At 72.8% G+C, this 24,138-nt stretch carries 27 protein-coding genes; 11 read left to right on the top strand and 16 right to left on the bottom strand.

Features of this window, described 5'->3' with window-relative positions; translation table 11 throughout:
* A complete protein-coding gene (locus HZF07_RS20300) occupies window positions 1–675 on the bottom strand; it encodes a hypothetical protein (protein ID WP_157344113.1) in 675 nt (224 codons plus the stop codon).
* A gap of 99 nt (window positions 676–774) precedes the next feature.
* Here HZF07_RS20300 and HZF07_RS20295 point away from each other — a divergent pair, with 99 nt between their 5' ends.
* Window positions 775–1,011 carry a helix-turn-helix domain-containing protein gene (locus HZF07_RS20295; protein WP_157344111.1) on the top strand — a complete coding sequence of 79 codons (237 nt, stop codon included), beginning with the start codon at window positions 775–777 and terminating at the stop codon, window positions 1,009–1,011.
* Between the two features lie 164 nt (window positions 1,012–1,175).
* Here the strand turns inward: HZF07_RS20295 and HZF07_RS20290 are convergent, their stop codons facing one another.
* From HZF07_RS20290 to sigE, 3 genes are all read right to left on the bottom strand, one after another.
* Entirely contained in the window at window positions 1,176–2,444 is a 1,269-nt protein-coding gene (locus HZF07_RS20290) for a S1C family serine protease (protein WP_157344109.1), read from the bottom strand.
* Between the two features lie 70 nt (window positions 2,445–2,514).
* A complete protein-coding gene (locus HZF07_RS20285) occupies window positions 2,515–2,997 on the bottom strand; it encodes an anti-sigma factor (protein WP_157344107.1) in 483 nt (160 codons plus the stop codon).
* Complete coding sequence (gene sigE, locus HZF07_RS20280; protein WP_157344105.1) at window positions 2,994–3,611, bottom strand: RNA polymerase sigma factor SigE; 618 nt, start codon at window positions 3,609–3,611, stop codon at window positions 2,994–2,996. Before sigE ends, HZF07_RS20285 begins: the two co-directional genes overlap by 4 nt.
* A 172-nt stretch (window positions 3,612–3,783) precedes the next feature.
* Here sigE and HZF07_RS20275 point away from each other — a divergent pair, with 172 nt between their 5' ends.
* Window positions 3,784–4,440, top strand: a complete 657-nt coding sequence (locus HZF07_RS20275; protein WP_181645433.1) for an O-methyltransferase — start codon at window positions 3,784–3,786, stop codon at window positions 4,438–4,440.
* A 6-nt stretch (window positions 4,441–4,446) separates the two neighbouring features.
* Here HZF07_RS20275 and HZF07_RS20270 read toward each other — a convergent pair whose 3' ends face one another.
* Window positions 4,447–5,997, bottom strand: coding sequence for a leucyl aminopeptidase family protein (locus HZF07_RS20270; RefSeq protein ID WP_309504871.1), 1,551 nt, complete (start codon window positions 5,995–5,997; stop codon window positions 4,447–4,449).
* Window positions 5,998–6,001: 4 nt separating this feature from the next.
* Window positions 6,002–6,169, bottom strand: a complete 168-nt coding sequence (locus HZF07_RS20265) for a DUF3117 domain-containing protein (protein WP_082574674.1) — start codon at window positions 6,167–6,169, stop codon at window positions 6,002–6,004.
* Window positions 6,170–6,331: 162 nt separating this feature from the next.
* Between HZF07_RS20265 and HZF07_RS20260 the strand changes: the two genes are divergently transcribed.
* Both HZF07_RS20260 and HZF07_RS20255 read left to right on the top strand, forming a co-directional pair.
* The gene (locus HZF07_RS20260; RefSeq protein WP_157344101.1) at window positions 6,332–7,108 is read left to right on the top strand and encodes a PaaX family transcriptional regulator; all 777 of its coding nucleotides are present in this window, start codon (window positions 6,332–6,334) and stop codon (window positions 7,106–7,108) included.
* 12 nt (window positions 7,109–7,120) lie between these two features.
* On the top strand, window positions 7,121–7,912 hold the full coding sequence (locus tag HZF07_RS20255; RefSeq protein ID WP_157344099.1) for an enoyl-CoA hydratase/isomerase family protein: 792 nt from the start codon (window positions 7,121–7,123) through the stop codon (window positions 7,910–7,912).
* Window positions 7,913–7,967: 55 nt separating this feature from the next.
* Here the strand turns inward: HZF07_RS20255 and HZF07_RS20250 are convergent, their stop codons facing one another.
* The 5 genes from HZF07_RS20250 to dapE are packed head-to-tail and all read right to left on the bottom strand — an operon-like array spanning window position 7,968 to window position 11,255.
* On the bottom strand, window positions 7,968–8,717 hold the full coding sequence (locus tag HZF07_RS20250) for a M14 family zinc carboxypeptidase (RefSeq protein WP_157344097.1): 750 nt from the start codon (window positions 8,715–8,717) through the stop codon (window positions 7,968–7,970).
* Window positions 8,718–8,746: 29 nt separating this feature from the next.
* Window positions 8,747–9,166 carry a hypothetical protein gene (locus HZF07_RS20245; RefSeq protein ID WP_181645432.1) on the bottom strand — a complete coding sequence of 140 codons (420 nt, stop codon included), beginning with the start codon at window positions 9,164–9,166 and terminating at the stop codon, window positions 8,747–8,749.
* 15 nt (window positions 9,167–9,181) lie between these two features.
* Window positions 9,182–9,472: a DivIVA domain-containing protein gene (locus tag HZF07_RS20240; RefSeq protein WP_232523078.1), complete on the bottom strand. Its 291-nt coding sequence runs from the start codon at window positions 9,470–9,472 to the stop codon at window positions 9,182–9,184.
* On the bottom strand, window positions 9,469–10,200 hold the full coding sequence (locus HZF07_RS20235; protein WP_157344095.1) for an LOG family protein: 732 nt from the start codon (window positions 10,198–10,200) through the stop codon (window positions 9,469–9,471). The genes HZF07_RS20240 and HZF07_RS20235 overlap by 4 nt, the downstream gene beginning before the upstream one ends.
* Entirely contained in the window at window positions 10,197–11,255 is a 1,059-nt protein-coding gene (gene dapE, locus HZF07_RS20230; RefSeq protein ID WP_157344093.1) for a succinyl-diaminopimelate desuccinylase, read from the bottom strand. The genes HZF07_RS20235 and dapE overlap by 4 nt, the downstream gene beginning before the upstream one ends.
* A 130-nt stretch (window positions 11,256–11,385) precedes the next feature.
* Between dapE and HZF07_RS20225 the strand changes: the two genes are divergently transcribed.
* The gene (locus tag HZF07_RS20225; protein WP_157344091.1) at window positions 11,386–14,025 is read left to right on the top strand and encodes a hypothetical protein; all 2,640 of its coding nucleotides are present in this window, start codon (window positions 11,386–11,388) and stop codon (window positions 14,023–14,025) included.
* Between the two features lie 91 nt (window positions 14,026–14,116).
* The gene (locus HZF07_RS20220) at window positions 14,117–14,962 is read left to right on the top strand and encodes an LLM class F420-dependent oxidoreductase (protein WP_157344089.1); all 846 of its coding nucleotides are present in this window, start codon (window positions 14,117–14,119) and stop codon (window positions 14,960–14,962) included.
* Between the two features lie 7 nt (window positions 14,963–14,969).
* Here HZF07_RS20220 and HZF07_RS20215 read toward each other — a convergent pair whose 3' ends face one another.
* The 3 genes from HZF07_RS20215 to ileS form a co-directional block, all read right to left on the bottom strand.
* Window positions 14,970–15,224, bottom strand: coding sequence for a hypothetical protein (locus tag HZF07_RS20215; protein WP_157344087.1), 255 nt, complete (start codon window positions 15,222–15,224; stop codon window positions 14,970–14,972).
* 164 nt (window positions 15,225–15,388) lie between these two features.
* Window positions 15,389–15,592 carry a cold-shock protein gene (locus HZF07_RS20210; protein ID WP_157344085.1) on the bottom strand — a complete coding sequence of 68 codons (204 nt, stop codon included), beginning with the start codon at window positions 15,590–15,592 and terminating at the stop codon, window positions 15,389–15,391.
* A 207-nt stretch (window positions 15,593–15,799) separates the two neighbouring features.
* Complete coding sequence (gene ileS, locus HZF07_RS20205) at window positions 15,800–18,973, bottom strand: isoleucine--tRNA ligase (RefSeq protein WP_157344083.1); 3,174 nt, start codon at window positions 18,971–18,973, stop codon at window positions 15,800–15,802.
* Between the two features lie 339 nt (window positions 18,974–19,312).
* Here ileS and HZF07_RS20200 point away from each other — a divergent pair, with 339 nt between their 5' ends.
* The 5 genes from HZF07_RS20200 to HZF07_RS20180 all read left to right on the top strand — a co-directional run bounded on the left by HZF07_RS20200 (window position 19,313) and on the right by HZF07_RS20180 (window position 22,650).
* Complete coding sequence (locus HZF07_RS20200; RefSeq protein WP_157344081.1) at window positions 19,313–19,810, top strand: DinB family protein; 498 nt, start codon at window positions 19,313–19,315, stop codon at window positions 19,808–19,810.
* Window positions 19,807–20,292 carry a DinB family protein gene (locus HZF07_RS20195; protein ID WP_157344079.1) on the top strand — a complete coding sequence of 162 codons (486 nt, stop codon included), beginning with the start codon at window positions 19,807–19,809 and terminating at the stop codon, window positions 20,290–20,292. The genes HZF07_RS20200 and HZF07_RS20195 overlap by 4 nt, the downstream gene beginning before the upstream one ends.
* A gap of 26 nt (window positions 20,293–20,318) precedes the next feature.
* Window positions 20,319–21,275 (top strand): 2,3,4,5-tetrahydropyridine-2,6-dicarboxylate N-succinyltransferase, encoded by a 957-nt coding sequence (dapD, locus tag HZF07_RS20190; protein ID WP_157344077.1) that lies wholly within the window; start codon window positions 20,319–20,321, stop codon window positions 21,273–21,275.
* A gap of 40 nt (window positions 21,276–21,315) precedes the next feature.
* Window positions 21,316–22,275 (top strand): hypothetical protein, encoded by a 960-nt coding sequence (locus tag HZF07_RS20185; RefSeq protein ID WP_157344075.1) that lies wholly within the window; start codon window positions 21,316–21,318, stop codon window positions 22,273–22,275.
* A 201-nt stretch (window positions 22,276–22,476) separates the two neighbouring features.
* The gene (locus HZF07_RS20180; protein ID WP_181645431.1) at window positions 22,477–22,650 is read left to right on the top strand and encodes a DUF5999 family protein; all 174 of its coding nucleotides are present in this window, start codon (window positions 22,477–22,479) and stop codon (window positions 22,648–22,650) included.
* Window positions 22,651–22,653: 3 nt separating this feature from the next.
* Here HZF07_RS20180 and dapC read toward each other — a convergent pair whose 3' ends face one another.
* On the bottom strand, window positions 22,654–23,751 hold the full coding sequence (dapC, locus tag HZF07_RS20175) for a succinyldiaminopimelate transaminase (RefSeq protein WP_157345827.1): 1,098 nt from the start codon (window positions 23,749–23,751) through the stop codon (window positions 22,654–22,656).
* Entirely contained in the window at window positions 23,748–24,074 is a 327-nt protein-coding gene (fdxA, locus tag HZF07_RS20170) for a ferredoxin (protein WP_181645430.1), read from the bottom strand. The genes dapC and fdxA overlap by 4 nt, the downstream gene beginning before the upstream one ends.
* Window positions 24,075–24,138 lie beyond the last annotated feature (64 nt).

Below are 24,138 nucleotides of genomic sequence, written 5' to 3'. Positions count from 1 at the left end.
TCAGCTCCGGCCCACGACCGTCAGGACCGGCGCGTCGACGGCCGCCACCGCCTCGAAGTACGCCGCCGCGGCCTCCTCCGGCACGCTCAGCACCAGCTGGCGGCGCCCGCCGGTCGTGCCGAACCCGGACTCGGCCGACGGCGCGTCGACCACGCTCGCCTCGCGCAGCACCGGCTTGCCGGCGAGGTAGACGTCGACGGTCGAGCCGGTCGTCACCGACGGGGGCACCTGCTCGGCCTCGACGGCGACCGGCAGCTCGACGAGCCCGGCCTGCTGCTCGGCGGTGCCGACCGCGCTGCGCGGCAGCAGCTCGCCGGCGCCCACCGCCCGGGCCAGGCGCAGGTCGGCCGGCAGCGTCGCGCCGGCCGGGTAGTAGGCGGCGAGGTCGCCCTCGTCGGCGAACCGCACCCGGCGTACGACGAGGTCCGCCTCGGTCAGCGCGGAGCCCGGACCCCGGTCCTCGCTCACGGCCCACACGGCGACGGTGTCGTCGGCGGCGGCCAGGAGCCGGGACCCGCCGACCACGGACACCGCGACGATCAGCAGCCCGATCCAGAGCCGGGGGTCGCGCCAGCCGGGCGGCCGGGAGCGCACGGCGGGCGGCACGGCGGCGGGGTCCGCACCCCCGGCCCGACGTCCGGCTGCGGCCTCGTCGTGCCTGATCCCGAGACTCACGCCGACATGATCGCCCCCGCGCGCCGGACCGAAACCCGGTCGTCCACAGGCACGCGCGCCGCGCTGGGGAGCGGGGTCGGGAGGTGCGACGATGACCGCATGGCCGCGACGCCCCGCTTCCTCACCCTGGCCGATGTCGCCGAGGTGCTCAACACCTCCAGCGCGCAGGTCTACGCCCTCGTGCGCCGTGGCGACCTGCCCGCGATCAAGATCGGTGGCCGGGGTCAGTGGCGGGTCGAGTCCGACCAGCTCGAGGAGTTCATCCAGCGCATGTACGCGGAGACCCGGACCTTCGTCGACGAGCACCCGTTCGTCGACGTGGAGCAGCCCGAGTAGCGGGGCGCTTCGGGCCGGCGCGCGGCGTCGCGGCGGGCGGCGTGGCGGCGTTTCATCAAGGGATGATGGCGAAGCCGCGCTTCCCTGGCCGAGTTCGCCGAGGGAGGCGCAGGTCCGACCTCATCCCTTGATGAAACTGCGACGGCAGCAGCCAGCCAGGCCGCTCAGCCCACCTCACCGTCGAGCGTGAGGGTCACCGTCCGCTCCTTGCCGTCGCGGACCACGGTGAACGCGACCTCCTCGCCGGGCTGGTGCGCCCGGATCGCGACGATCAGCGCGATGCCGTCGGTCACGCGGTCGCCGTCGACCTCGGTGATGACGTCGCCCTTCTCGAGGCCGCCGTCGTCGGCCGGCGTGTCGGCCACGACCGAGTCGATCTCGGCGCCGGAGCCGTCGGAGTCTCCCGTGCGCACCTTCGCGCCGATCACGGGGTAGCGCGCCTCACCGGTGCGCAGGATCTGGTCGGCGGTGACCTTCACCTGCTCGATCGGGATCGCGAACCCGACGCCGATGTTGCCGGACTCGCCGCCGATCGAGCCGCCGGTGGTTGCGATCGCGGAGTTCACGCCGACGACCTGGGCACGCAGGTTGACCAGCGGGCCGCCGGAGTTGCCGGGGTTGATGGCGGCGTCGGTCTGCACCGCGTTGATGTAGGAGGACTCGTTGGCCGAGTCGCCGGTCGTGACGGGACGGTGGAGCGCGCTGACGATGCCGGCGGTGACCGTCGAGCTCAGGCCGAGCGGGGACCCGATCGCGACGACGCCCTCGCCGACCACGAGCTGCTGCGAGGAGCCGAGCGCCGCCGGCGTCAGGCCCGTCGCCTCGGGCACGTGCAGCACCGCGAGGTCGTAGACCGGGCTGCGGCCGACGATCGTCGCGTCGTAGTGGTTGCCCTCGCGGTCGACGATCTCGATCGGACCCTCGTCCTCGGCCGCGTCCGCGACCACGTGGTTGTTGGTGACGATGTGGCCCTGCCGGTCCAGGACGAAGCCGGACCCGGTCGCGCCGCCCTCCTCGCCCTCGTAGGACGCGACCACCTGGACGGTGCTGGGGAGCATCTGGTGGGCGACCGAGGCGATCGAGCCGTTGTCGGCCGGTAGCGGGGGCTCGGAGACGGTGTCGACGTCGGCGAGCCCGCCGGCGACGGTGCCGTCCGCGTCGTCGAGGCGCTCGTAGGCGACCCCGCCGACCAGCCCACCGAGCACGCCCACGACGAGCGCGAGCAGGCAGACGACCGGCCACACCCAGGCAGGCACCCGGCCGCGCGGCACCGCGTGGCGGGCCGGGGACGCCGGCGGCGGCGGCTGCTGCTGGCCCGGGACGCTCCAGGCGTACGGCGGCGCCTGGGTCGTCGGCGGCACCCACGAGGGAGCCGGGCCGGGCGGCGGCGCGAACGGCAGCGGCCTGGTCGGCTCGACGTCGTCGTTGGTCACGCTCTCATCATGTCCCGTCACCGGTGACCCACTCCTCCCGGGGCGGTCTCGCAACCGCCGCGCGCGGACGTCAGCGCACGTGTCGCAGGACGCCCGGGCCGGAGCGCAGGCCCATCGGGTCGACCGGCACCGGCGCGCGCGGCCCCGGCGTCTGGCTGATCGAGGCGGGCGCCCGCCGCTCGACGACCGGACCGTCGGCGGTCGCGAAGCCGAGTGCGACGACGCCCATCACGGCAGCACCCACGGCACCGCCTCCGAGGGCGACCATGCCGAGCTGGCGGCGGCGGTGGTCCCGCTCCGCGGAGATCGCGTGCGGGTCGAGGGGCGCCGGCAGCGCCCCGAGCAGGCAGCCCTTGAGCCGGTCGGACGCCGGCCCCGAGTCGAGGCTGACGCCCTGGAGGCGGGTCTTGATCCAGCCCTCGCGCTCGACCAGGTCGCGGCAGGCGTGGCAGCCGTGCACGTGCGCCCACGCACGCTCGGTCTCCTCGGCGGTGAGCTGGCCGTCGAGGAGCGCGCTGACCCGGTTGCCCAGGTGGCCGGCCGGGCTGATCACGACGCGCCTCCCCGAGCGGGGCGCAGCGCGCCGCCGTAGCGGGCCCGGCCCGCACGCGGCGCACGGTGCGCGAGCGCGGACCGCAGCATGCTGCGACCGCGGTGGATCCGGGAGCGCACCGTGCCGAGCTTCGCGCCGAGGATCTCGGCGATCTCCTCGTAGCTGAGGCCCTCGACGTCACAGAGCACGACGGCGGCGCGGAAGTCCGGCGGCAGCGTGGCCAGGGCACGCTCGACGTCGTCGTCGAACGTGCGGTCGGCGTACGCCGTGTCCGGCGTGGGCGCGCTGCTGGTCAGCCGCTCGGCGCGGTCGTCGGAGAGCGCGTCGAACCGGATCCGCTGCTTGCGGCGGGCCTGGTCGAGGAAGAGGTTGGTGGTGATCCGGTGCAGCCAGCCCTCGAACGTGCCCGGGCTGTAGGTCGCGAGCGACCGGAAGACCCGGACGAAGACCTCCTGGGTGAGGTCCTCGGCGTCGGGACGGTTGCCGGTCAGCCGGTAGGCGAGGCGGAAGACCCGGTCGGAGTGCTCCTCGACGATCGACTCCCACGTCGGCTGCTCCCACGCGACGTCCGCGACCTCGGTGGCGTGGGCGGCCGGGGTCTCGGTGTGGTCCATCGGAACCTCCTCGACGCGGGACAACGGGATCCGTCCTTCCGGAACGTAGTGAAGTTGGCTGAGAGAAGCCTGTGAGACCGCCCCAGGTGGGCTCGGTCTCACAGTCGGTTGAACGAGCGACCGGCCGCCTGTGTTCCCGACCGAGGCCCGCGGTTGGCGGTAGGTTGACCGCGTGAAGCCTGAGCCCGTCAAGCCTGCGAGCTGGACCTACGCCGAGCAGTTCGTGGCCGAGGACGACGTCCTGGCCGCCGCCCGCGGTCGCGCCGAGGAGGTCGGCGTGACGGCGATCGGCTCCGGCGTCGGCGCCGCGCTCCGGTTCCTGGCCTCCGTGCTCGAGGCCCGGGCGGTCGTCGAGATCGGCACCGGCACGGGCGTCTCCGGGCTGTGGCTGCTGCGCGGCATGCGCGGCGACGGCGTGCTGACCACCGTCGACATCGAGGCCGAGCACCAGCGGCTCGCGCGGCAGTCGTTCACCGAGGCCGGCATCGCGACCCAGCGCGCCCGCACGATCTCCGGGGCCGCGCTCGACGTGCTCCCCCGGCTCACCGACGGCCACTACGACCTGGTCTTCTGCGACGGCGACAAGCGGGAGTACGCCGCCTACCTCGCCGAGGCGCTGCGGCTGCTGCGTCCGGGCGGCGTCGTGGCGTTCGACAACGCGCTGTGGCACGACCGGGTCGCCGACCCCGCGCAGCGCGACGAGGACACGGTCGCGATCCGCGACCTCGGCCGCGAGGTCGCCGCGCACGAGGGGCTGGTCCCGATGCTGCTCCCGGTCGGCGACGGGCTGCTCGTCGCGAAGAAGGAGTGGAGCCCCGACGCCGACTGAGGCGCCTCAGCTCCCGATGCCGGCGAGCGGGTCCTCGGAGCCGAGCCAGGTGAGCAGGGCTCGGGCGCCGAAGCCGGTCGGACCTGCGGTCCACTCGTGGCTGTCCTCCGGCGCGTCGCCGACCGACGCGATGTCGAGGTGCGCCCACGGCCGGCCGCCGACGAAGTGCTGCAGGAAGAGCGCGGCGACGATGGCGCCGGGTCCGCCGGGCGCGTTGTCGGCGTCGGCGATGGACGAGGTCAGCTTGCCCTCGTAGACGTCGGCCAGCGGGAACCGCCACAGCGGCTCACCCGCCTGCTCGCCGGCGTCGGCGAGCGCGCCCGCCAGCGCGTCGTCGTTGGCGAAGAGGCCGCCGACCTGCTGGCCGAGCGCCACCTTCATCGCGCCGGTGAGCGTCGCCACGTCGACGACGGCCTTCGGGTCGGTCTCGGCGACGGCGTAGTCGAGCGCGTCGGCGAGCACCAGGCGGCCCTCCGCGTCGGTGTTGGTGACCTCGGTGGTGCGACCCCCGTGGTGGCGCACGACGTCGCCGGGGCGCAGGGCGTTGCCGCTGATCGCGTTCTCGGCCGCGGCGACCAGCCCGACGACCCGGACCGGGCAGTCGACGGCCGCGAGCGCTGCCATGGTGGCGAGCACGACGGCGCCGCCGGTCATGTCGCGCTTCATGTTGACCATCGCCTCGCCGGGCTTGATCGAGAGACCGCCGGTGTCGAACGTGATGCCCTTGCCGACCAGCGCCACGGTCGGCGTACGCCGGTTCGCCCGGCGCGGCGTGTAGTCGAGGCGGACCAGGCGCGGCGGATGGGCCGACGCCTGGCCGACGGCCACGATGCCGCCGAAGCCCTCGGCGGCCAGCCGCTCCTCGTCCCACACGGTGCACGTCAGGCCGTGCTCGGCAGCGAGCGTCTCGGCCTGGGCGGCCAGCCAGGACGGCGTCTTGAGGTTGGCGGGCACGGTGGAGAGCATCCGGGCGTGCCAGGCGGCGCCGCCGATCGCGACCGCACGCGCGAGTGCGGCGCCGTGCTCGGTGGGGACCTCCGCGAGGACGACCCGTGTCACCGGCGGGTGCTCGGGCGCGGTCGAGCGCCAGTGGAACCCGAACGAGCCGAGGGTCAGGCCGGCCACGAACGGCTCCAGCGCGTCGTCCGGGCCCAGGGCGGGCACCGAGGTCGCCAGCGTCGACCGGCCGCGGCAGGCGCGACCCACCGCAGCTCCGGCGCGCCGGAAGTCCGCGGGGCGCTGCGCCCCGACGCCGACGAGCAGCACGGACGCCAGGTCGGGCTGGTCCGGCGTGCCCAGCGGCACCGGGATCGTCGTGACCTCGCCGGTGGCGCCGGTCGCCCGGGTGGACTCGAGCACCCCGAGCAGGTCGATCCCGGTGAGGTCGGCGATCTCCGCCGCCCCCGGGCCGAGCAGCGGCGACCCGTCGTCCGGCCCGGGCAGGACGGGCAGCGCCACGACGTCGACCCCGAGGACGGCCGCCGGCACGGAGGTGCTCAGCGCGAACTCGGGGGGTACGACCTGGCTCGGAAGCGTGAGGCTCGGGGTCGACGACACGGGGTCAGCCGACGACATCCTTGAGGGCATCACCCAGAGCGCCGGCCTCCTCGGCGTTCAGCTCGACAACGAGACGGCCACCACCCTCGAGCGGGACCCGCATCACGATGCCCCGTCCTTCCTTGGTGACCTCCAGCGGACCATCGCCCGTCCGCGGCTTCATCGCCGCCATCCGCGCACCTTCCTTCGGTTGTCAGGGCGCGAGCCGAGCCTCCGAGCGAGCCCGCCGCGCCGTACGCGTGGACCATTATCCCCTATCGGGCGGTGACGTGGAGCACAGGGGGATCGCGGCCACCGTCCTGCCACCGCGGGCGCCGGGTGGCAGACTCTGCGCATGCAGGCCCGCTCGGCGCTCTTCGACGTCTACGGCGACCACCTGCGCACCCGCGGCAGCGAGGCCCCGGTCGCCGCCGTGGTCCGGATGCTCTCCCCCGTCGGCATCGCCGCCCCGGCGGTGCGCACCGCGATCTCGCGGATGGTCTCGCAGGGCTGGCTGGAGCCGGTCCACCTGCAGGGCGGCCGCGGCTACCGCACCACCACGCGCGCCAACCGGCGTCTCGACGAGACCGCCAACCGGGTCTACCGCCGCGACCTGCCCGACTGGGACGGCCACTGGCAGGTCGTGTTCGTCGAGCCCCCGGCCGCCCGCGCCGACCGCACCCGGCTCCGAGCCGACCTGGCGTTCGTCGGCTACGCCGAGCTCGCCGACAACGTGTGGGTGAGCCCCTTCCCCCGCGCCGAGCTCGAGTCGGTGCTCGACCGCAGCGGTGCCCGCGCCCGGACCGCGCGCGCCGACCGCTTCAGCAGCCCGCCGACGGGGGCCTGGGACCTCGACGGCCTGCGCGCCGGCTACGAGGACTGGCTGGGCATCGCCGACGACCTGGTCCAGCACCACCTGTCCGCGCACGACGACGCCGACGAGGCGGCGTTCGCCGCCCGCTTCCACCTCGTCCACGAGTGGCGCAAGTTCCTCTTCACCGACCCCGGGCTGCCGGACGCGCTGCTCCCCCCGGACTGGCCGGGGCGCGAGGCGGCCACCCTCTTCGCCTCGACGGCGACCCGGCTCAAGCCCGGCACTGACCGCTTCGTCGCGCGCTGCCTGGGTGCCTGACAGACTGCGGGCATGACTGACTCTGTGCTGCTCGAGGTGGCCGACGGCGTCGGCACCATCACGCTGAACCGCCCCGACGCCTACAACAGCCTCGACGTCGCGACCAAGGAGCTGCTGCTCGAGGTCGTGCAGCAGGTGGCCGACGACCCGGCGGTGCGGTGCGTGGTGCTGACCGGCACCGGCAAGGCCTTCTGCACCGGCCAGGACCTCAAGGAGCACGTCGAGCTGCTCCACAACGGCGGCAGCGACGTGCTGTTCACGACCGTCGACAAGCACTACAACCCGACGGTGACCGCGCTCGCCGGGATGGCCAAGCCGGTCATCGCGGCGGTCAACGGGGTGGCTGCGGGCGCCGGCGCCAGCCTCGCTTTCGCGTGCGACGTGCGCGTCGTCGCCGACACCGCCGGCTTCAACCTCGCCTTCGCCAACGTCGCGCTCTCCTGCGACACCGGCGCCAGCTACACCCTCCAGCGCCTCGTCGGCCGCGCGAAGGCCCTCGAGCTGCTCTACTTCCCGAGCACCATCTCGGCCGCGGAGGCCCTGGACCTGGGGCTGGCCACCAAGGTGGTGCCGGCCGGCGAGCTCGCGGCCGAGGTCGGCGCGCTCGCCGCGCGACTGGCCGCCGGCCCGACCGTCGCGCTGGGCGCGATGCGCCAGTCGGTCGCGTACGCCGCCGGCCACTCCTTCGAGGAGGCCCTGGCGTTCGAGAGCGCGATGATGACCAAGACCGGCGCCACCGCGGACCACCAGGCCGCGGTGGCCGCGTTCGTCGCCAAGGAGAAGCCGGTCTTCGAGGGCCGCTGACCACCCGCGCACCTGACCCCAGCGTCGGCAGCTGCGGCGCACCGCGACGCTGGGGTCAGGTGCGACGCGCCCAGCGGGCGCCGAAGAGGTCCAGCAGCTGGCGCGGCGCGGCGTGCGTCATCCGGCGCACCGGCGGCCGCCACCCGTACTCGACCGTGAGGGCGGAGCCGGCGAAGCGGTGGTTGTACCAGCCGGTCATCGTGCCGTGGCACACGCCGCCGCAGTCGAAGTCCTTGCGCGGCAGGCCGAGGTGCCGGGAGACCCGGCGCGCGAACGCCTTGTCCTTGGTGTCGGTGTCGACGCCGAAGAGCGGTTGGTGGAAGCTCAGGATCCGGTCCGGCCGGATCCGGTGCAGGAAGCGCATCATGGCGCGCGTCTCGGGCTCGGAGCCGGGGCGCGGGCCGGACTCGTAGGAGCCGTCGAGGTCCGCCCACCGGTAGGGGAAGTTGCGGTTGAGGTCGATGCCGCGGGCGTTCTTGCGGGTGCCCCGGGCCAGCCCGTCCGGGTTGTACGTCGGCACCACCCACAGGTCGATGCCGCGCACGGGGCGGCCGTCGCGCAGCGCCTGGAGGATCAGCCGCGGCCTGCCCTCGTCGCCGTGCATGGTCGCCACGAGGAGCACCGTCCGCCTGCCCGGCTCGCCCAGGTGGAAGGCCCGGATCGGGCGGCCCCGCACCGAGTGGCCGATGACGACCTTCTCGAGCACGGTGCGTGCCTCGGGGTCGGGAGCGGCGGCGGACGACGGGGCGGCCGCGAGGCCGGCCAGCACCAGGCCGACGGCGACGAGCAGGGAGCCGAGACGCATGACGTGCAGCCTGCCACGCGGTCCGCGGTTCACACCGCCGAGGTCAGGTAGGCCCAGGTGAAGACGCAGACGCCGACGAGCATGCCGACGTGGGCGAGGACCGACAGGCCGGGCCCGTCGGACCACGAGTCCTCCGCCCCCTCGGAGGCGTGGCGGCCCTTCGGTCGCCGCCAGCGCAGCAGGATCAGCAGCCCGGCGACGACCGTGATCCACCAGAACGCGAGCGAGACGATGCCGAAGCTGGACGTGCCGAGGAACATGTCCTCCGGCGAGACCAGGAACGCCACCCACGTGACCAGCGCGATCGTCCCGGCGACCGTGTGCAGGTTGACCAGCCCCTGCCCCATGTGGAGGCGGCCGGCGCCGCCGCGGCCGAGACGGAGTCGCGTCAGCACGACCACGACCGCGGCGAGCGCGGTGAGGACGTAGACGATCAGCTCGGTCGACACGGGGGGAAGTGTGCCCTACTGCGTCTGCTCGTCGCCACGGGTGGACTGCGGCTCCGCGGCGGGCGGCTCCTCGCGCTCCCGGGCGAGCCGGTCGAGCAGCGCGTCGACCTCGGACATCCGGTAGCCCCGGAACGCGAGCGAGAAGCGGACCCGTCGCAGGTCGTCGGCGGTCACCGGCCCCTCCGCCGGCAGGACGACGTCCGGCCGGTCGTCGTAGGCCCGGGTCATCGGCACGCCGCGACCCGCGGCGACCACGGCGACCCCGCCGAGCACGAGCACGACCAGGATCGCGAAGAACCACATCATCCGCTCCCCTCCTCCCTGGCCGCGACCATCAGCGCCACGGCCTTCTCGACGTCGTCGGTGAGCACCAGCCGGTCCAGGTCGTCCTGGCGGATCGTCCCCTCGGCGAGCTGGGTGTCCCGCATCCAGTCGACCAGGCCCTGCCAGTACGTCGTGCCGATCAGCACGATCGGGAAGCTGGTGATCTTGCCGGTCTGCGCCAGCGTGGCCGCCTCGAACATCTCGTCCAGGGTGCCGAGCCCACCGGGGAGCACGGCGAAGCCCTGGGAGTACTTCACGAACATCGTCTTGCGCGCGAAGAAGTAGCGGAAGTTGACGCCGACGTCGACCCAGTCGTTGAGGCCGGACTCCCACGGCAGCTCGATGCCGAGCCCGACGCTGACGCCACCCGCCTCGCTCGCCCCCTTGTTGGCGGCCTCCATCGCGCCGGGGCCGCCGCCGGTGATGACCGTGAACCCCTCCTCGGCGAGCCGGCGGCCGAGCGTCTCCGCGACGGCGTACGACGGGTGGTCGGGACCGAGTCGGGCCGAGCCGAACACCGAGACCGCCGGGCCGAGCTCGGCGAGCGCGCCGAAGCCCTCGACCAGCTCGGCCTGCATGCGCAGCACCCGCCACGGGTCGGTGTGCACCCAGTCGCTGGGGCCGCGGGAGTCCAGCAGGCGCTGGTCGGTGGTCGACCCGTCGATCTGGTCGCGCCGCTGGATGATCGGGCCCTTGAACTTCGCCTTCATGCCGTCAGCCACCTCGTCAGGACCGCCTCGCAGCGTTCGATGTGCTCCACCGGCACGTGCTCCTCCTGCTTGTGGGCGAGCAGCGGGTCGCCCGGCCCGAAGTTGACCGCGGGGACGCCGAGGGCCGAGAAGCGGGCGACGTCGGTCCACCCGAACTTCGGTGCCGGCCGGCCGCCGACCGCGTCGAGGAACGCCTTGGCCGCCGGCCGGTCGAGACCGGGCAGCGCCCCGGGCGCGGAGTCGGTGAGCGTCACGTCGTACCCGTCGAAGAACTCCCGGACCCAGGCCTCGGCCTCCGCCTCGGAGCGGTCAGGGGCGAAGCGGTAGTTGACCTCGACGACGCACGCGTCGGGGACGACGTTGCCGGCCACCCCGCCGCTGACGAACACGGCGTTGAGGCCCTCGTGGTACTCCAGCCCGTCGATGACCGGCCGGCGCGGCTCGTAGGCCTCGAGCCGGCGCAGCACCTCGCCGGCCCGGTGGATCGCGTTGGCGCCCTGCCACGCGCGCGCCGTGTGGGCGCGCTCCCCCGTCGTGCGCACCTCGACCCGGAGGGTGCCCTGGCAGCCCGCCTCGATGCCCGCGTTGGAGGGCTCCATCAGGATCGCGAAGTCGGCGGCGAGCATCTCAGGATGGCTGGCGGCGAGCCTGCCGAGGCCGTTGTGCTCGGCCGCGATCTCCTCGGCGTCGTAGAAGATGAAGGTGAGGTCGCGGTTGGGCTCGGCGACCGTGGCCGCGATCCGCAGCATCACCGCGTCGCCGCCCTTCATGTCACAGGTCCCGAGCCCGTGGAGGAGGTCGCCGTCCCGCCGCGCCGGCAGGTTGTCGTTGAGCGGCACCGTGTCGAGGTGCCCGGCGATCACGACCCGCTCGCCGCGCCCGAGGTCGGTGCGGGCGACGAGGTTGTTGCCGACGCGGGTCACCTCCAGGTGACCCAGCGCGCGCAGCGCCTCCTCGACGGCGTCGGCGATCTCCTGCTCGTGGAGGCTGACCGACTCGATGTTGACCAGCTGCTCGGTCAGCGCGGCGGCGTCGGTCGTCAGGTCGAGCTGCATGGCTCCATCCAAGCAGCCCGCCGGAGGCCCGGCGGCCCGGCAGAGCCTTTTGGGTCAGGTGGGGGTGACCCGTGCCGATGAGGCGCCCATGCGGCTCACGGAGGAGCTGCCACGAATCCACGGAGCACGGATGCCTCTACGTACCCTGTCCCGCCGGCGTGCTGCGGCACTGTCGGCGGCGGCAGCCCTCGCCCTCTCGCTCGTCACCGCCGGCGTGGTGACGGCCGGCGACCACGCCCGCTCCGGCACCTTCGCGCAGGCGGCCGACCTCGGCGCCGTGTGCGACGAGGTCGTCCCCTCGGACATCCCCGCCGTCCCCGCCGCGTGCGCGCACGTCGACAAGGCGCCCCGCGGCGTCGACGTCAGGAAGCCGGTCAAGACCTCGGTGCTCGAGGCCCGCAAGGGCATCGCCGCCCGGGCCGTCCGGGCCGCCCAGGAGGAGGGCGTGCCGGTCGCGGCCCAGGTGGCCGCGGTCTCCGACCGCGTGCCGTGCGACGGCGACGGCACCTCGGGCTACCGGGTGCAGGCGATGTACGTCGTGACCGCCGACAAGGCCAACCGCTTCTCGTCGCTGCAGGACCAGATCAAGCAGTGGGCCGGCGGCGTGAACACCGTGTTCAAGCTGTCGGCGGCGAAGACGGGCGGCGTTCGCCAGGTGCGCTACGTGACGGCCTCGAACGGGGACGGCACCTGCTCGCCGACGCTCCTCAACGTCACCGTCCCGGCGGGGTCGTTCACGTCGTTCAACGCGACGATCGCGGCCGTCCAGGCGCTCGGCTACACCAGCCCGACCCGCAAGTACCTGATGTGGGTCGACGGGGTCGGCCAGTGCGGCATCGCGCAGATGTACCCGGGCAGCGGCGCCGGCCAGGACAACTACAACAACGGGTCCGCCGCGCAGTACGCCCGCATCGACACCGCCTGCTGGGGCCGGTCGGACCACTCGACCGAGGCCCACGAGCTCTCCCACATGCTGGGCTCCGTCCAGAACGACGCGCCGCACTCGACGACCGCCGGTCACTGCTTCGACGAGTCCGACGTCATGTGCTACGCCGACGGCGGCGGGCGCGCCATGCAGCAGGTGTGCCCGGTGGACCAGGAGGTCCTCTTCGACTGCAACGACGACGACTACTACTCGACGTACCCGCCGGCCGGCTCCTACCTCGCCTCGCATTGGAACACCGCGAACAGCCGGTTCCTGATCGGCGGCGGCGACGGCACCGGCGGCGGCTCCCCAGGCGTCCCGACCGTGCTCGGCGGCACGCTCTCGGTCAACAACCCGGCAGTGGCGGGCCTGCCCACCCAGGTCGCCGTGAACCTCGAGGTCCCGGCCGGCCGCACCACCACCGTCGCCTGGACCTCGGCGCGCGCGGACTGCGTGTTCGCCGACCCGAGGGCCGAGCAGACCACGGTGACGTGCGACGCCAGGTCCGCGACCGCCACCAAGGTCACCGCGACCGTCACCGACTCGGCCGGCGCGAAGCTCGTGCGCACCAGTGCCCTGACGTTCTCGACGGCGGCCCGCAGCGCCCAGCCGACGCTGAGGGTGGACGGCTCGGCGGCCGCGTCGTACACGGCCTGCCCGAACGGCAAGGGCGTCCTCTCCGCGAAGGTGGTCGACCAGGCCAGCGGCGTCGCGGTGAAGGGCCTGCCGGTCAGCTGGTTCCGCAAGGTCGGCAGCAACGCTCCGGTGAAGGTGGGCACCGCGCTCACCAACGTCGACGGCGTCGCCTCGACGGCGGTCATCGGCACGACGGCCGGCGTCTACTCGACGCAGACCACGGCCGCGCCGGCGTTCGCGTCGGCGTCGGGCAGCACCGTCGACGTCGACGTGGCCGCCGCGGCGTGCTCGACCTCGCTGACGTCCGGCGTGGACCACACCTCGGTGCGGGCAGGTCAGCCGGTCACCGTGACGGGCACGCTCACGCGCACCCTTCCCGGCGGTGGCGGAACGAAGCCCGCGGCCGGCGAGAAGGTCGCCATCTACACGCAGGCCAACGGCGCCACGACGTGGACCTCGGCGGGCAGCGCGACCACGACGGCCACCGGGTCCTACGCGGTCGCGATCAAGCCGCTGGTGTCGGTCGCGGTGCAGGCGCGGTTCCTGGCGCGCCCCGGCTTCACGGCCTCGACCGCGGTCTCGGTGCCGGTCACGGTCGTGCCGTGGACCACGCAGCTGACGGCGACGCCGTCCACGGCGACCACGATGTCCGGCTCGCCGGTGACGTTCACGGGCACGCTGACGCAGGCGAACGGCGGCACCCCCGTGGCGCTCCCCGCAGGCAAGGTCGAGGTCGTCTACCCGGTCGCCGGCGGCAGGACCGCGATCGCGGCGGGGTCGACGAGCGCGACGGGCACGTACTCGATCGCCATCAGGCCCACGGCGTCCGGCACGGCGACGATCAGGTACGCCGGCAAGCCCGGCTGGACGGGCACCTCGGTCACCCAGGCGCTGACGGTCGACGACTGGGCGACCGCGCTCACCATGTCGGCGACGCGCAACGCCTCGACCGGCGTGGTGGCCGTGACCGGCTCGCTGAAGGCCACCGACAAGGCGGGCAGCACGACGCCGAGGTCGGGCGTCTCGATCCAGGTCACCTATCAGTCGACCGCGACCCGGACCGCCACCGTCACCGCCAGCACGAAGGTCGACGGCTCGTTCGCGGTCGCCGTCAAGCCGACCGCGACCGGTCCGGTCTCGGCGAGGTACGCGGGGACGGTCGGGTACCCGGCCGCGACCGCGGCCTCGGTGACGATCACGGTGCCGTGACCCGAGGGTGGGCGCCCGCGACCCGGGCGCCCGACAGAGGCTCGCCGGGCGAAACTGAAACACGTTCTATTGCTGCGCTAGGCTCGGGCCCATGCGCAACGGACTCGTGCTCTTCACCTCCGACCGCGGCATCCGCCCGGCGACGCTGGCCGCGGCCGCGGAGGAGCGGGGCTTCGACACCTTCTACGTGCCCGAGCACACCCACATCCCGGTCAAGCGGACCGCCGCACACCCGGGGACCGGCGACGAGACCCTGCCCGACGACCGCTACCTGCGCACGCTCGACCCGTGGGTCTCGCTCGCGACCGTCGCCCAGGCGACCTCACGGATCAGGCTCTCGACCGCGGTCGCCCTGCCGGTGGAGTCCGACCCGATCACGCTCGCCAAGCAGATCGCGACGCTCGACCACCTCTCCGACGGCCGGGTGGAGATCGGCGCCGGCTTCGGCTGGAACACCGACGAGCTCGCCGACCACCACGTGCCCGCAGCGAGGCGCCGGACCGTGCTCAAGGAGTACGTCGAGGCGATGCGCGCGCTGTGGACCCAGGAGGAGGCGTCCTACGACGGGGAGTTCGTGTCGTTCGGACCGTCGTGGGCCTACCCCAAGCCGGCCGCGCACATCCCCCTGATCATCGGCGCCGGCGGCGGCCCCAAGACGTTCGCGTGGATCGCGGCCAACGCCGACGGCTGGATGACCACGCCGACCCAGCAGGACATCTCCGGGCAGATCGAGGCCCTGAAGAAGGCCTGGGCCGACGCCGGCCGGGCCGGCGCACCGGAGATCCGGATCCTGATCGCGTTCCGCCCCGACCCCGACGACCTCGTGGCCTGGGCCGAGCAGGGCGCGACCGAGCTGATCTGGGGCGTCCCGGACAAGGCCGAGGACGAGGTCCTCGCCTCCCTCGGTCGCCTCGCCGGGCGGCTCGGCCTCGGCTAGCGGGTCCTCACGCGCCGCCGAGCTGGCGGTAGAGATCGATCTCGGCGCGCATCCGGTAGGACAGCGGAGCACCGGTCGCGGTGATCGCGGCGGCGTACGACTCCAGCGCGGCCAGGAGGTCGGCGCGGAGCGTCTGCTCCTCCCAGCGCCGGACGCCGGCGCGCCGCCCCGCGTCCAGGCGGTCCCGGGCCGCGACGACGTTGTCGAGACCGAGGGCGAGCCGTTCGTGATCTGCGGCTCGAGACTGCGATGGGTCTGGCACCGTTCTCCCGACCTGCTCGCGGGGCTGACGCACGGTACGCGAGCGCTACGGGCACTGGGACGAGAGTACTCCCTCGCGCTGTCCTCGCCCGGGACGGACGGTGCCCCGCACGCGATCGCGTGCGGGGCACCGGGTGCCTGGGGCTCGACGAGCGAGCGCCGAGGTCAGAGAACGCTGACGGTCTCCGCCTGCGGACCCTTCGGGCCCTGCGTCGTCTGGAACTCGACCTTCTGGTTCTCCTCGAGCGACTTGTAGCCGTTGCCCTGGATGGCGGAGTAGTGGACGAACACGTCCGGGCCGCCACTGTCTTGAGCGATGAAGCCGAAGCCCTTCTCGGCGTTGAACCACTTCACGGTTCCCTGTGCCATGAGCTGTCCTCCTGTCAACGGCGCGGACGCGGTGCCCGCTGCCAGCCGGAGCCATCCACCGGAGCCTGATGTCCAGCTGAACCGAAGACCAAGAACGTGCAAGATGCGCCGCCCGCCGGGCGGCAGGGAGCACAGACGCTCCCTCCAACACCGCCACGCTACCACCGCACGGTGGCGCCGGTCCGATCCCGCGTCGCGTCCCTGCGATCAGGCCTTCGCGACCGTGATCGCCGGCTCGCCCTCGGGACCCTCGTGCACGTCGTACGCCGTCGCGAGGGTCTCGGCGGTGATCAGCTCACGATGGGCGGTGGCCGCGGCGATGACCTCCGCCGAGCCGGCGATCGTGAGCGCGATCCGGTCGGAGACCTCCAGGCCGGCGTCCTTGCGCGCCTGCTGGACGGCCCGGACGAGGTCGCGGGCCAGACCCTCGGCGGCGAGCTCCGGCGTGACGTCGGTGTCGAGCACCACGAAGCCGCCGCTGCGCAGCACACCGGTCGCGGACCCACCGTCCGCCGAGCCGGCGACGGTCTCGAGGGTGTACTCCCCCTCCACCAGGGCCAGGCCGCCGGCGGTGACGGTGCCGTCCTCGGCGACCGACCAGTCGCCGGACTTGGAGCCCTTGATCGCGAGCTGCACGTCCTTGCCGAGGCGCGGGCCCGCGGCACGCGCGTTGACAGTGAGTTTCTGCTCCACGCCGTACGACGCGGCCTCGTCGGAGTCGACCGCGAGCAGCCGGACCTCCTTGACGTTGACCTCGTCGCGGACGATCGCCTCGAAGCCGGCGAGCGCGTCCGGGTCGGACACCACGACGGTCAGCGACGCGAGCGGGAGCCGGTTGCGCAGGTTGCGGGCCTTGCGCAGCGCGGACGCGGCCGAGCAGACCTCGCGGACCGTGTCCATCGCCGCGACCAGGGCGTCGTCGGCCGGCAGCTCGTCCACCAGCGGCCAGTCGGCGAGGTGCACGGAGCGGCCGCCGGTCAGGCCGCGCCAGACCTCCTCGGTCGTCAGCGGCAGCAGCGGCGCGGTCACGCGACAGACGGTCTCGAGCACCGTGTAGAGGGTGTCGAAGGCGGCCGGGTTGTCGCCCCAGAAGCGGTCGCGCGAGCGTCGGATGTACCAGTTCGTCAGCACGTCGAGGAAGGACCGGGTGGCGTCGCAGGCCTCGGCGACGGCGTACCCGTCGAGCGCCTCGGTCATCTCGGCGACGAAGTCGCGGCACTTGGCCAGCAGGTAGCGGTCCAGCGGGTCGCTCGAGTCCGTCCGCAGGCTCGCGTCGTAGGACGAGGCGTTGGCGTAGAGCTGGAAGAAGTACCAGCTGTTCCAGAGCGGGATCAGCACCTGGCGCACCGAGTCGCGGATGCCCTGCTCCGTGACGACGAGGTTGCCGCCGCGCAGGATCGGCGAGGACATCAGGAACCAGCGCATCGCGTCGGCGCCGTCACGGTCGAAGACCTCGCGCACGTCGGGGTAGTTGCGCAGCGACTTCGACATCTTGTTGCCGTCGGAGCCGAGCACGATGCCGTGGCTGATGCAGTTCTCGAACGCCGGCTTGTCGAAGATCGCGGTCGCCAGGATGTGCAGGGTGTAGAACCAGCCGCGGGTCTGGCCGATGTACTCCACGATGAAGTCGGCCGGGAAGTGGTGCTCGAACCACCCCTCGTTCTCGAACGGGACGTGCACCTGGGCGAAGCTCATCGACCCGGAGTCGAACCAGACGTCGAGGACGTCGGGGACCCGACGCATCATCGACTTGCCCTCCTCGATCGACCGGGGGTCGTCGGGGTTCGGGCGCACCAGGTCGTCGACGTACGGGCGGTGCAGGTCGGGCTCGCCGTCCCGGTTGCGCGGCAGCGTGCCGAAGTCGCGCTCGATCTCCTCGAAGGAGCCGTAGACGTCGATGCGGGGGTAGGTCGGGTCGTCGCTCTTCCACACCGGCACCGGGCTGCCCCAGAAGCGGTTGCGGGTGATCGACCAGTCGCGGGCGTTCTCGAGCCACTTGCCGAACTGGCCCTCCTGGATGTGGTCGGGCACCCAGTTGATCTGCTGGTTGAGCTCGAGCATCCGCTGCTTGAACGCGGTGACTTCGACGAACCACGACGAGACGCCCTTGTAGATCAGGGGCTCCCGGCAGCGCCAGCAGTGCGGGTAGCTGTGGTCGTAGGTCTCGCGGCGCAGCAGCACCGTGCCCTCGGTGACCGAGCCGCCGCCGCTCTTGAGGTGGTCGATGATCTGGAGGTTGGCGTCGAAGACCTGCAGGCCCTCGTAGTCGACGACCGGGAACGTGAACCTCCCGTCCTTGCCGACCGGCATGACGGCCTCGATGCCCTCGCGGTCGGTGACGATCTTGTCGTCCTCACCGAAGGCGCCGGCGGTGTGCACCATGCCCGTGCCGTCCGTGGTCGTCACGAACTCGGCCGCGACCACGCGGAACGCTCGCTCGTGGCCCAGGTAGTAGGAGAACGGCGGGGTGTAGGTCAGCCCGACGAGCTCGGCCCCCGTGCCCCGCCAGGTGATCGTCGGCTCGTCGCCCAGCTCGCGCGCGTACGCCGCGAGGCGCGCCTCGGCCAGGATGTAGCGGGTGCCGTCGACCTCGGCCACGACGTAGTCGATGTCCTCGCCGACCATCACCGCGAGGTTGCTGGGCAGCGTCCACGGGGTCGTCGTCCAGACGAGCAGCTTGGCGCCCCGGAACGGGCCGTCGGTCGTCACGTCGTAGCCGACCGTGACCGCGGGGTCCTGGCGGTTCTGGTAGACGTCGTCGTCCATCCGCAGCTCGTGGTTGGAGAGCGGGGTCTCGTCGTTCCAGCAGTAGGGCAGCACCCGGAAGCCCTCGTAGACCCAGCCCTTGTCGTGCAGCTGCTTGAAGGCCCAGATGACCGACTCCATGTAGTCGGGGTTCATCGTCTTGTAGTCGTTGTCGAAGTCGACCCAGCGCGCCTGGCGGGTGACGTACTCGCGCCACTCGTCGGTGTACATCAGCACCGAGGACCGGCAGGCGTCGTTGAACGTCTCGATGCCCAGCTCGAGGATCTCGTCGGTGGTCTTGATGCCCTTGAGGCGCATCGCCTCCAGCTCGGCGGGCAGCCCGTGGGTGTCCCAGCCGAAGCGGCGCTCGACGCGCTTGCCGCGCATCGTCTGGTAGCGCGGGATCAGGTCCTTGACGTAGCCGGTCAGCAGGTGGCCGTAGTGCGGCAGGCCGTTGGCGAACGGCGGGCCGTCGTAGAAGACGAACTCGTTGGCGCCGTCCTCGCCCGGGTCGCGCTGGTCGACGCTCGCCTGGAAGGTGCCGTCCTTGTCCCAGAACTCGAGGATGCGCTCCTCGATCTCCGGGAAGCTCGGGCTCGAGGGCACGCTGCCGGAGTCGTTCTTCGGGTAGCTCATCGTCGGCTTCTCCTGCGGTCGGGTCGTCCTCCACCGCAGGGACGACCTCCCCGTTCCCGGGAGACCGCGGTACCACCCTGCTTGTCTCTTGCGAGACCGCTCGTTCACGGCTGTGACGGGCCTACCCGTCCGGTTCTACTGGGCCCCGGCCGGTGGGTGGGGCTGTTCTTCCGGAGGCTCGCCGCTGATGACGGCTCGGACGCCTGTGCTGCGAAGCGTACGGCGTGCCCGTCCCGGCCCGCCAATCAGATGGCTGGTCCGGCGTGGCGGTGCCGCGTCGGGGGCGCGGCAGGACCATCTCGGTTGCGCGGCGTCGGTGCGGGCTGGTCGGGTGGGGCCATGACGAACGAGGAGATGCTGCGCGGCGAGGATGCGGTCCTGCGGGACTACCTCACGCACTTCCGGAAGACCTTCGAGCGCATCTGCGACGGGCTCGACGCGGAGCAGCTGGCCCGGCGGTCGGTGCCGCCGTCGACGCTGTCGCTGCTCGGGCTGGTGCGGCACCTCGCCGCGGTCGAGTACTCCTGGTGGCGCCGGGTGATGGACCGCCACCTCGAGCTGCCGAAGATGTGGGGCAAGGACGAGCACCGTGACGCCGACTTCGACGGTGCGGTCGCCGACGACGCGGTGGTGGCCGAGGCGTGGGCGGCGTGGCGGGCCGAGGTCGCGTACGCCGAGGAGTTCCAGGCCACCCACGCGATGGACGTCCTCGGGCAGCACGACGACGGCGACATCGAGATGCGCGAGGTCGTCGTGCACCTGATCGAGGAGTACGCGCGGCACTGCGGCCACGCCGACCTGCTGCGCGAGTGCATCGACGGACGGACCGGCGCATGAGCGAGCTCGCCACTCTCCGCCGCTGGCTGGGCGACTTCCGGGACGCGGTCGAGCGCAAGACCGCCGATCTCGATGCCGAGCAGCTGGCCCGACGGGCGGTCCAGCCCAGCACCCTCAGCCTGCTCGGGCTCGTCCGCCACCTGGCCCAGCTCGAGCACCACTGGTTCCGGCGGGTCCTCCAGCAGCACCCGGAGGAGACCCAGCTCTTCGTGATCGACGGCGTCTGGGACTCGCAGTTCGACGGCGCGGTCGCGGACCCCGCCGTGGTCGAGGAGGCGTTCGCGACCTGGCGGGAGACCTGTGCGCAGGCCGACGCCTGGCTCGACCACCTCCCGGGCGAGGCGCTCGACGTCGTCATCGACCCCGGCGACCGGATCGAGACGATCCGCGACGTGTTCGTGCAGGTGCTCCAGGAGTACGCCCGCCACCTCGGCCACATGGACCTGCTCCGGGAGACGATCGACGGCCGGACCGGCACGTAGCGGTCGACGTACGGCGCCTAGGCTCTATGTCCGTGACGGAGAGCTTGACGACTGCCTGGGGCTTCGGCCTCGCCACCATCGACGCCTCGGGCACCGTGCTCGACGTGTGGTTCCCGCAGCCCGCGCTGGGCGCGAAGCCCGCGGATGCGACGCCGCCGGCCGAGCTGACCGCGCTGCAGGGCAAGGACACCGACCGCAACGTCACCCGCGACCTGCTGCTGGTCGAGGTCGCCGACCTCCAGGCGCCGCCGACGACCACCGAGGACGTCTGGCTGCGTCTGCACCTGCTGTCCTCGCGGCTGGCCGCGCCGCACTCGATCAGCCTCGACGGCATCTTCGGCCTGCTCACCAACGTCGTGTGGACCAGCGCCGGCCCGTGCGCGGTCGAGGGCTTCGAGCTCACCCGCGCCCGGCTGCGCGCCAACGGCCGGCACCTGACGGTCTACGGCGTCGACAAGTTCCCGCGGATGGTCGACTACGTGCTCCCGACGGGCGTCCGGGTCGCCGACGCCGACCGGGTGCGCCTCGGCGCGCACCTGGCGGAGGGCACCACCGTCATGCACGAGGGCTTCGTCAACTACAACGCCGGCACGCTCGGCGCGAGCATGGTCGAGGGCCGCATCTCGGCCGGCGTGGTCGTCGGCGACGGCTCCGACGTCGGCGGCGGCGCCTCGATCATGGGCACCCTCTCGGGCGGCGGCAAGCAGGTCATCTCGATCGGGCAGCGCTGCCTGCTCGGCGCGAACGCCGGCCTCGGCATCTCCCTCGGCGACGACTGCGTCGTCGAGGCCGGCTGCTACGTCACCGCCGGCACCAAGGTCACCGTCACCGACATCGACGGCAAGCCGAGGATCGTGAAGGCGCTCGAGCTCTCGGGGGCGAGCAACGTGCTGTTCCGCCGCAACTCGGTCACCGGGGCGATCGAGGCCGTGCCGTGGAGGAGCGACGGCGTCGAGCTGAACGCCGCGCTGCACGCCAACTGAGGATTTCCTGGGCCTTGGCGCCCGTCCGCACACTTGCACCATGAGAATCCGCACCGGCGTGGCCCTGGTCGGCCTCGCCGCTGTGGGCGTGGCCGCCGTCGCCGGCCACCAGCTCCTGCGCGAGGTCGCGCCGAACCTGCTGCCCGACGAGTGCACCGCGACGGTCGACGGCCGCACGGTCACGCTCGAGCCGGAGCAGGCCGAGAACGCCGCCCTCATCACCGCGGTCGCGGTCGGGCGCGGGATGCCGGCGCGGGCGGCGACGATCGCGCTGGCCACGGCGTACCAGGAGTCGAAGCTCTACAACATCGACTACGGCGACCGCGACTCCCTCGGCCTCTTCCAGCAGCGGCCCTCGCAGGGCTGGGGCTCGCGCGAGGAGCTGCTCGACCCCGTCTACGCCACCAACGCGTTCTACGACGGCCTGGTCAAGGTCGACGGCTACGAGGACATGCGGATCACCACCGCCGCCCAGCGCGTGCAGCGCTCGGCCTACCCCGAGGCCTACGCCGACCACGAGCCGGACGCCCGGGTGCTGGCCTCGGCGCTCAGCGGCAACTCGCCGCGCGCCTTCAGCTGCCGCTACGACGACGACGCGGAGGCGGCGTCGGCGCGGTTGACCGCCTCAGGGCTCACCCGGCGGGCGGACGCCGTACGGCGTGAGCTCGAGACGCTCTTCGACCCGGCGCTCGGCGGCTTCGCGCCGGGCGGGGTGTCGACCGGCCACATGGAGGGCTCGGCCCACTACGAGGGCCGCGCGATCGACGTGTTCGTCCGGCCGGTGTCGGCCGCGAACAAGGTCCGCGGCTGGGCGATCGCGCAGTACCTCGTCGCCCAGGCCGACCGCTTGCACCTCCAGACGGTGATCTTCGACGGCCGGATCTGGACCTCGGGGAGCAGGTCCGGCGACGGCTGGCGGCCCTACGACCCGCCTGAGCGCGCCGGCGACCCGGCGATCCTCGAGCACCGCGACCACGTGCACGTCGACGTCCAGTCCTGACGCCGCGGGAGGGTTCGTCCGGACTCCTGCGAAATAGATCACATTTTTCTGTGGAGAATGCGTTCGCAGGAGGGTCTCCTGGGTGATGCTGGAGGAGGGATGTGGTGGGGCTGCGACAGCGAGCCGAGATCACGTCTCGAGCAAACGGCTCAAGCCGCAGCGGCCATCTGCCGATGTGGTTGGCAACACCTGGAGGACGACATGTGCACCCACAACCCGCGCTGTCCCGAGACGTCGGCCGCTGACTGCTGCGCGGCGCACGTCGTGGCCGACCGCAGCGACCAGGGCTGGTGCCAGCTCTGCAACGGCGTGATCCTGTTCGACGACGGGCACTACCTGACGCCCGACGGCCTCGACCACGTCCTCAGCGCGTAGCCGTCAGCCCAGCCGGCCGGCCGCCGCTGCGACCCGCTCGTCGGTAGCGGTGAACGCGACCCGCACGTGCCGCGAGCCGGCTCGGCCGTAGAACTCCCCCGGCGCGACCAGGATGCCGCGCTCAGCCAGCCAGGACACCGTCTCCCAGCAGTGCTCGTCACGCGTCGACCAGAGGTAGAGGGAAGCCTCGGAGTGGTCGACCCGGAAGCCGGCGCCCTCGAGGGCGTCGCGCAGGACCGCCCGCCGCGCGGCGTACCGCGCGTGCTGCTCGTCGGCGTGCGCGTCGTCGTCGAGCGCCGCGGCCATCGCGACCTGCTGGGGACCCGGGAGCATCAGGCCGAGGTTCTTGCGCACGGCGAGCAGCTCGGCCACCAGCGTGGGGTCGCCGGCGACGAACGCGCAGCGGTAGCCGGCCAGGTTGGAGCGCTTCGAGAGCGAGTGCACGGTGAGGATGCCCTCGTGCGAGCCGCCGCAGATGTCGGGGTGGAGCACCGACATCGGCGCGGCCTCCCAGGCGCACTCGAGGTAGCACTCGTCCGAGACGAGGATCGTGCCGCGCTCGCGGCACCAGTCGACGACCTTCTTCAGGTGCTCCGGGGGCAGCACCCGGCCGGTCGGGTTCGACGGCGAGTTCACCCACAGCAGGGCGGGCACCTCGGGGCCGAGCGCGGTGAGCGCGTCGGTGGCGACGCCGCGCGCGCCGGCCAGGGCAGCGCCGACCTCGTACGTCGGGTAGGCGAGCTCGGGCCAGACGACCAGGTCACCCGGCCCGATGCCGAGCTGGGAGGGCAGCGAGGCGACCAGCTCCTTGGAGCCGATCGTCGGCAGCACGCCGTCGACGCCGAGGCCGGTCACGCCGTGCCGGCGGGAGAGCCAGTCGACGGCCGCCTGCCGGACGGCGGGGATGCCGATCGTCAGCGGGTAGCCCGGCGAGTCGGCCGCGGCACGCAGCGCCTCCTGCACCACGGCAGGCGTCGGGTCGACCGGCGTACCGATCGAGAGGTCGACGATCCCGTCCGGGTGGGCGGCCGCGCGCTCGCGGTGCTCGACCAGGCGGTCCCACGGGAAGTCGGGCAGCCGCCCGGAGACCCGAGAGATCAGTGGTCCTGGTTCTGCGGCGGCAGCTCGGCGATCATCGGGTGGTCGTGGTCGATCTCGCCCATCTTGGCGGCGCCGCCCGGCGACCCGAGGTCGTCGAAGAAGTGGACGTTGGCGTCGTAGTAGCCCTTCCACTCCTCCGGGGTGTCGTCCTCGTAGAAGATCGCCTCGACCGGGCAGACCGGCTCACAGGCACCGCAGTCGACGCATTCGTCGGGGTGGATGTAGAGCATCCGCTTGCCCTCGTAGATGCAGTCGACCGGGCACTCGTCGACGCACGCCCGGTCCTTGACGTCGACGCACGGCTGGGAGATGACGTAGGTCACCGATTCCTCCTGGTACTCACGAGAGCAGGTGCTCAGCCACAGCCTAGTATCCCGGGCGTGCCAG

Origin of the sequence: Nocardioides agri (assembly GCF_013778305.1) — a bacterium.
Lineage (GTDB): Bacteria > Actinomycetota > Actinomycetes > Propionibacteriales > Nocardioidaceae > Nocardioides > Nocardioides agri.
Note: the sequence above shows the minus strand (reverse complement) of the source record. Positions and strands in the feature narration are given on the sequence as shown.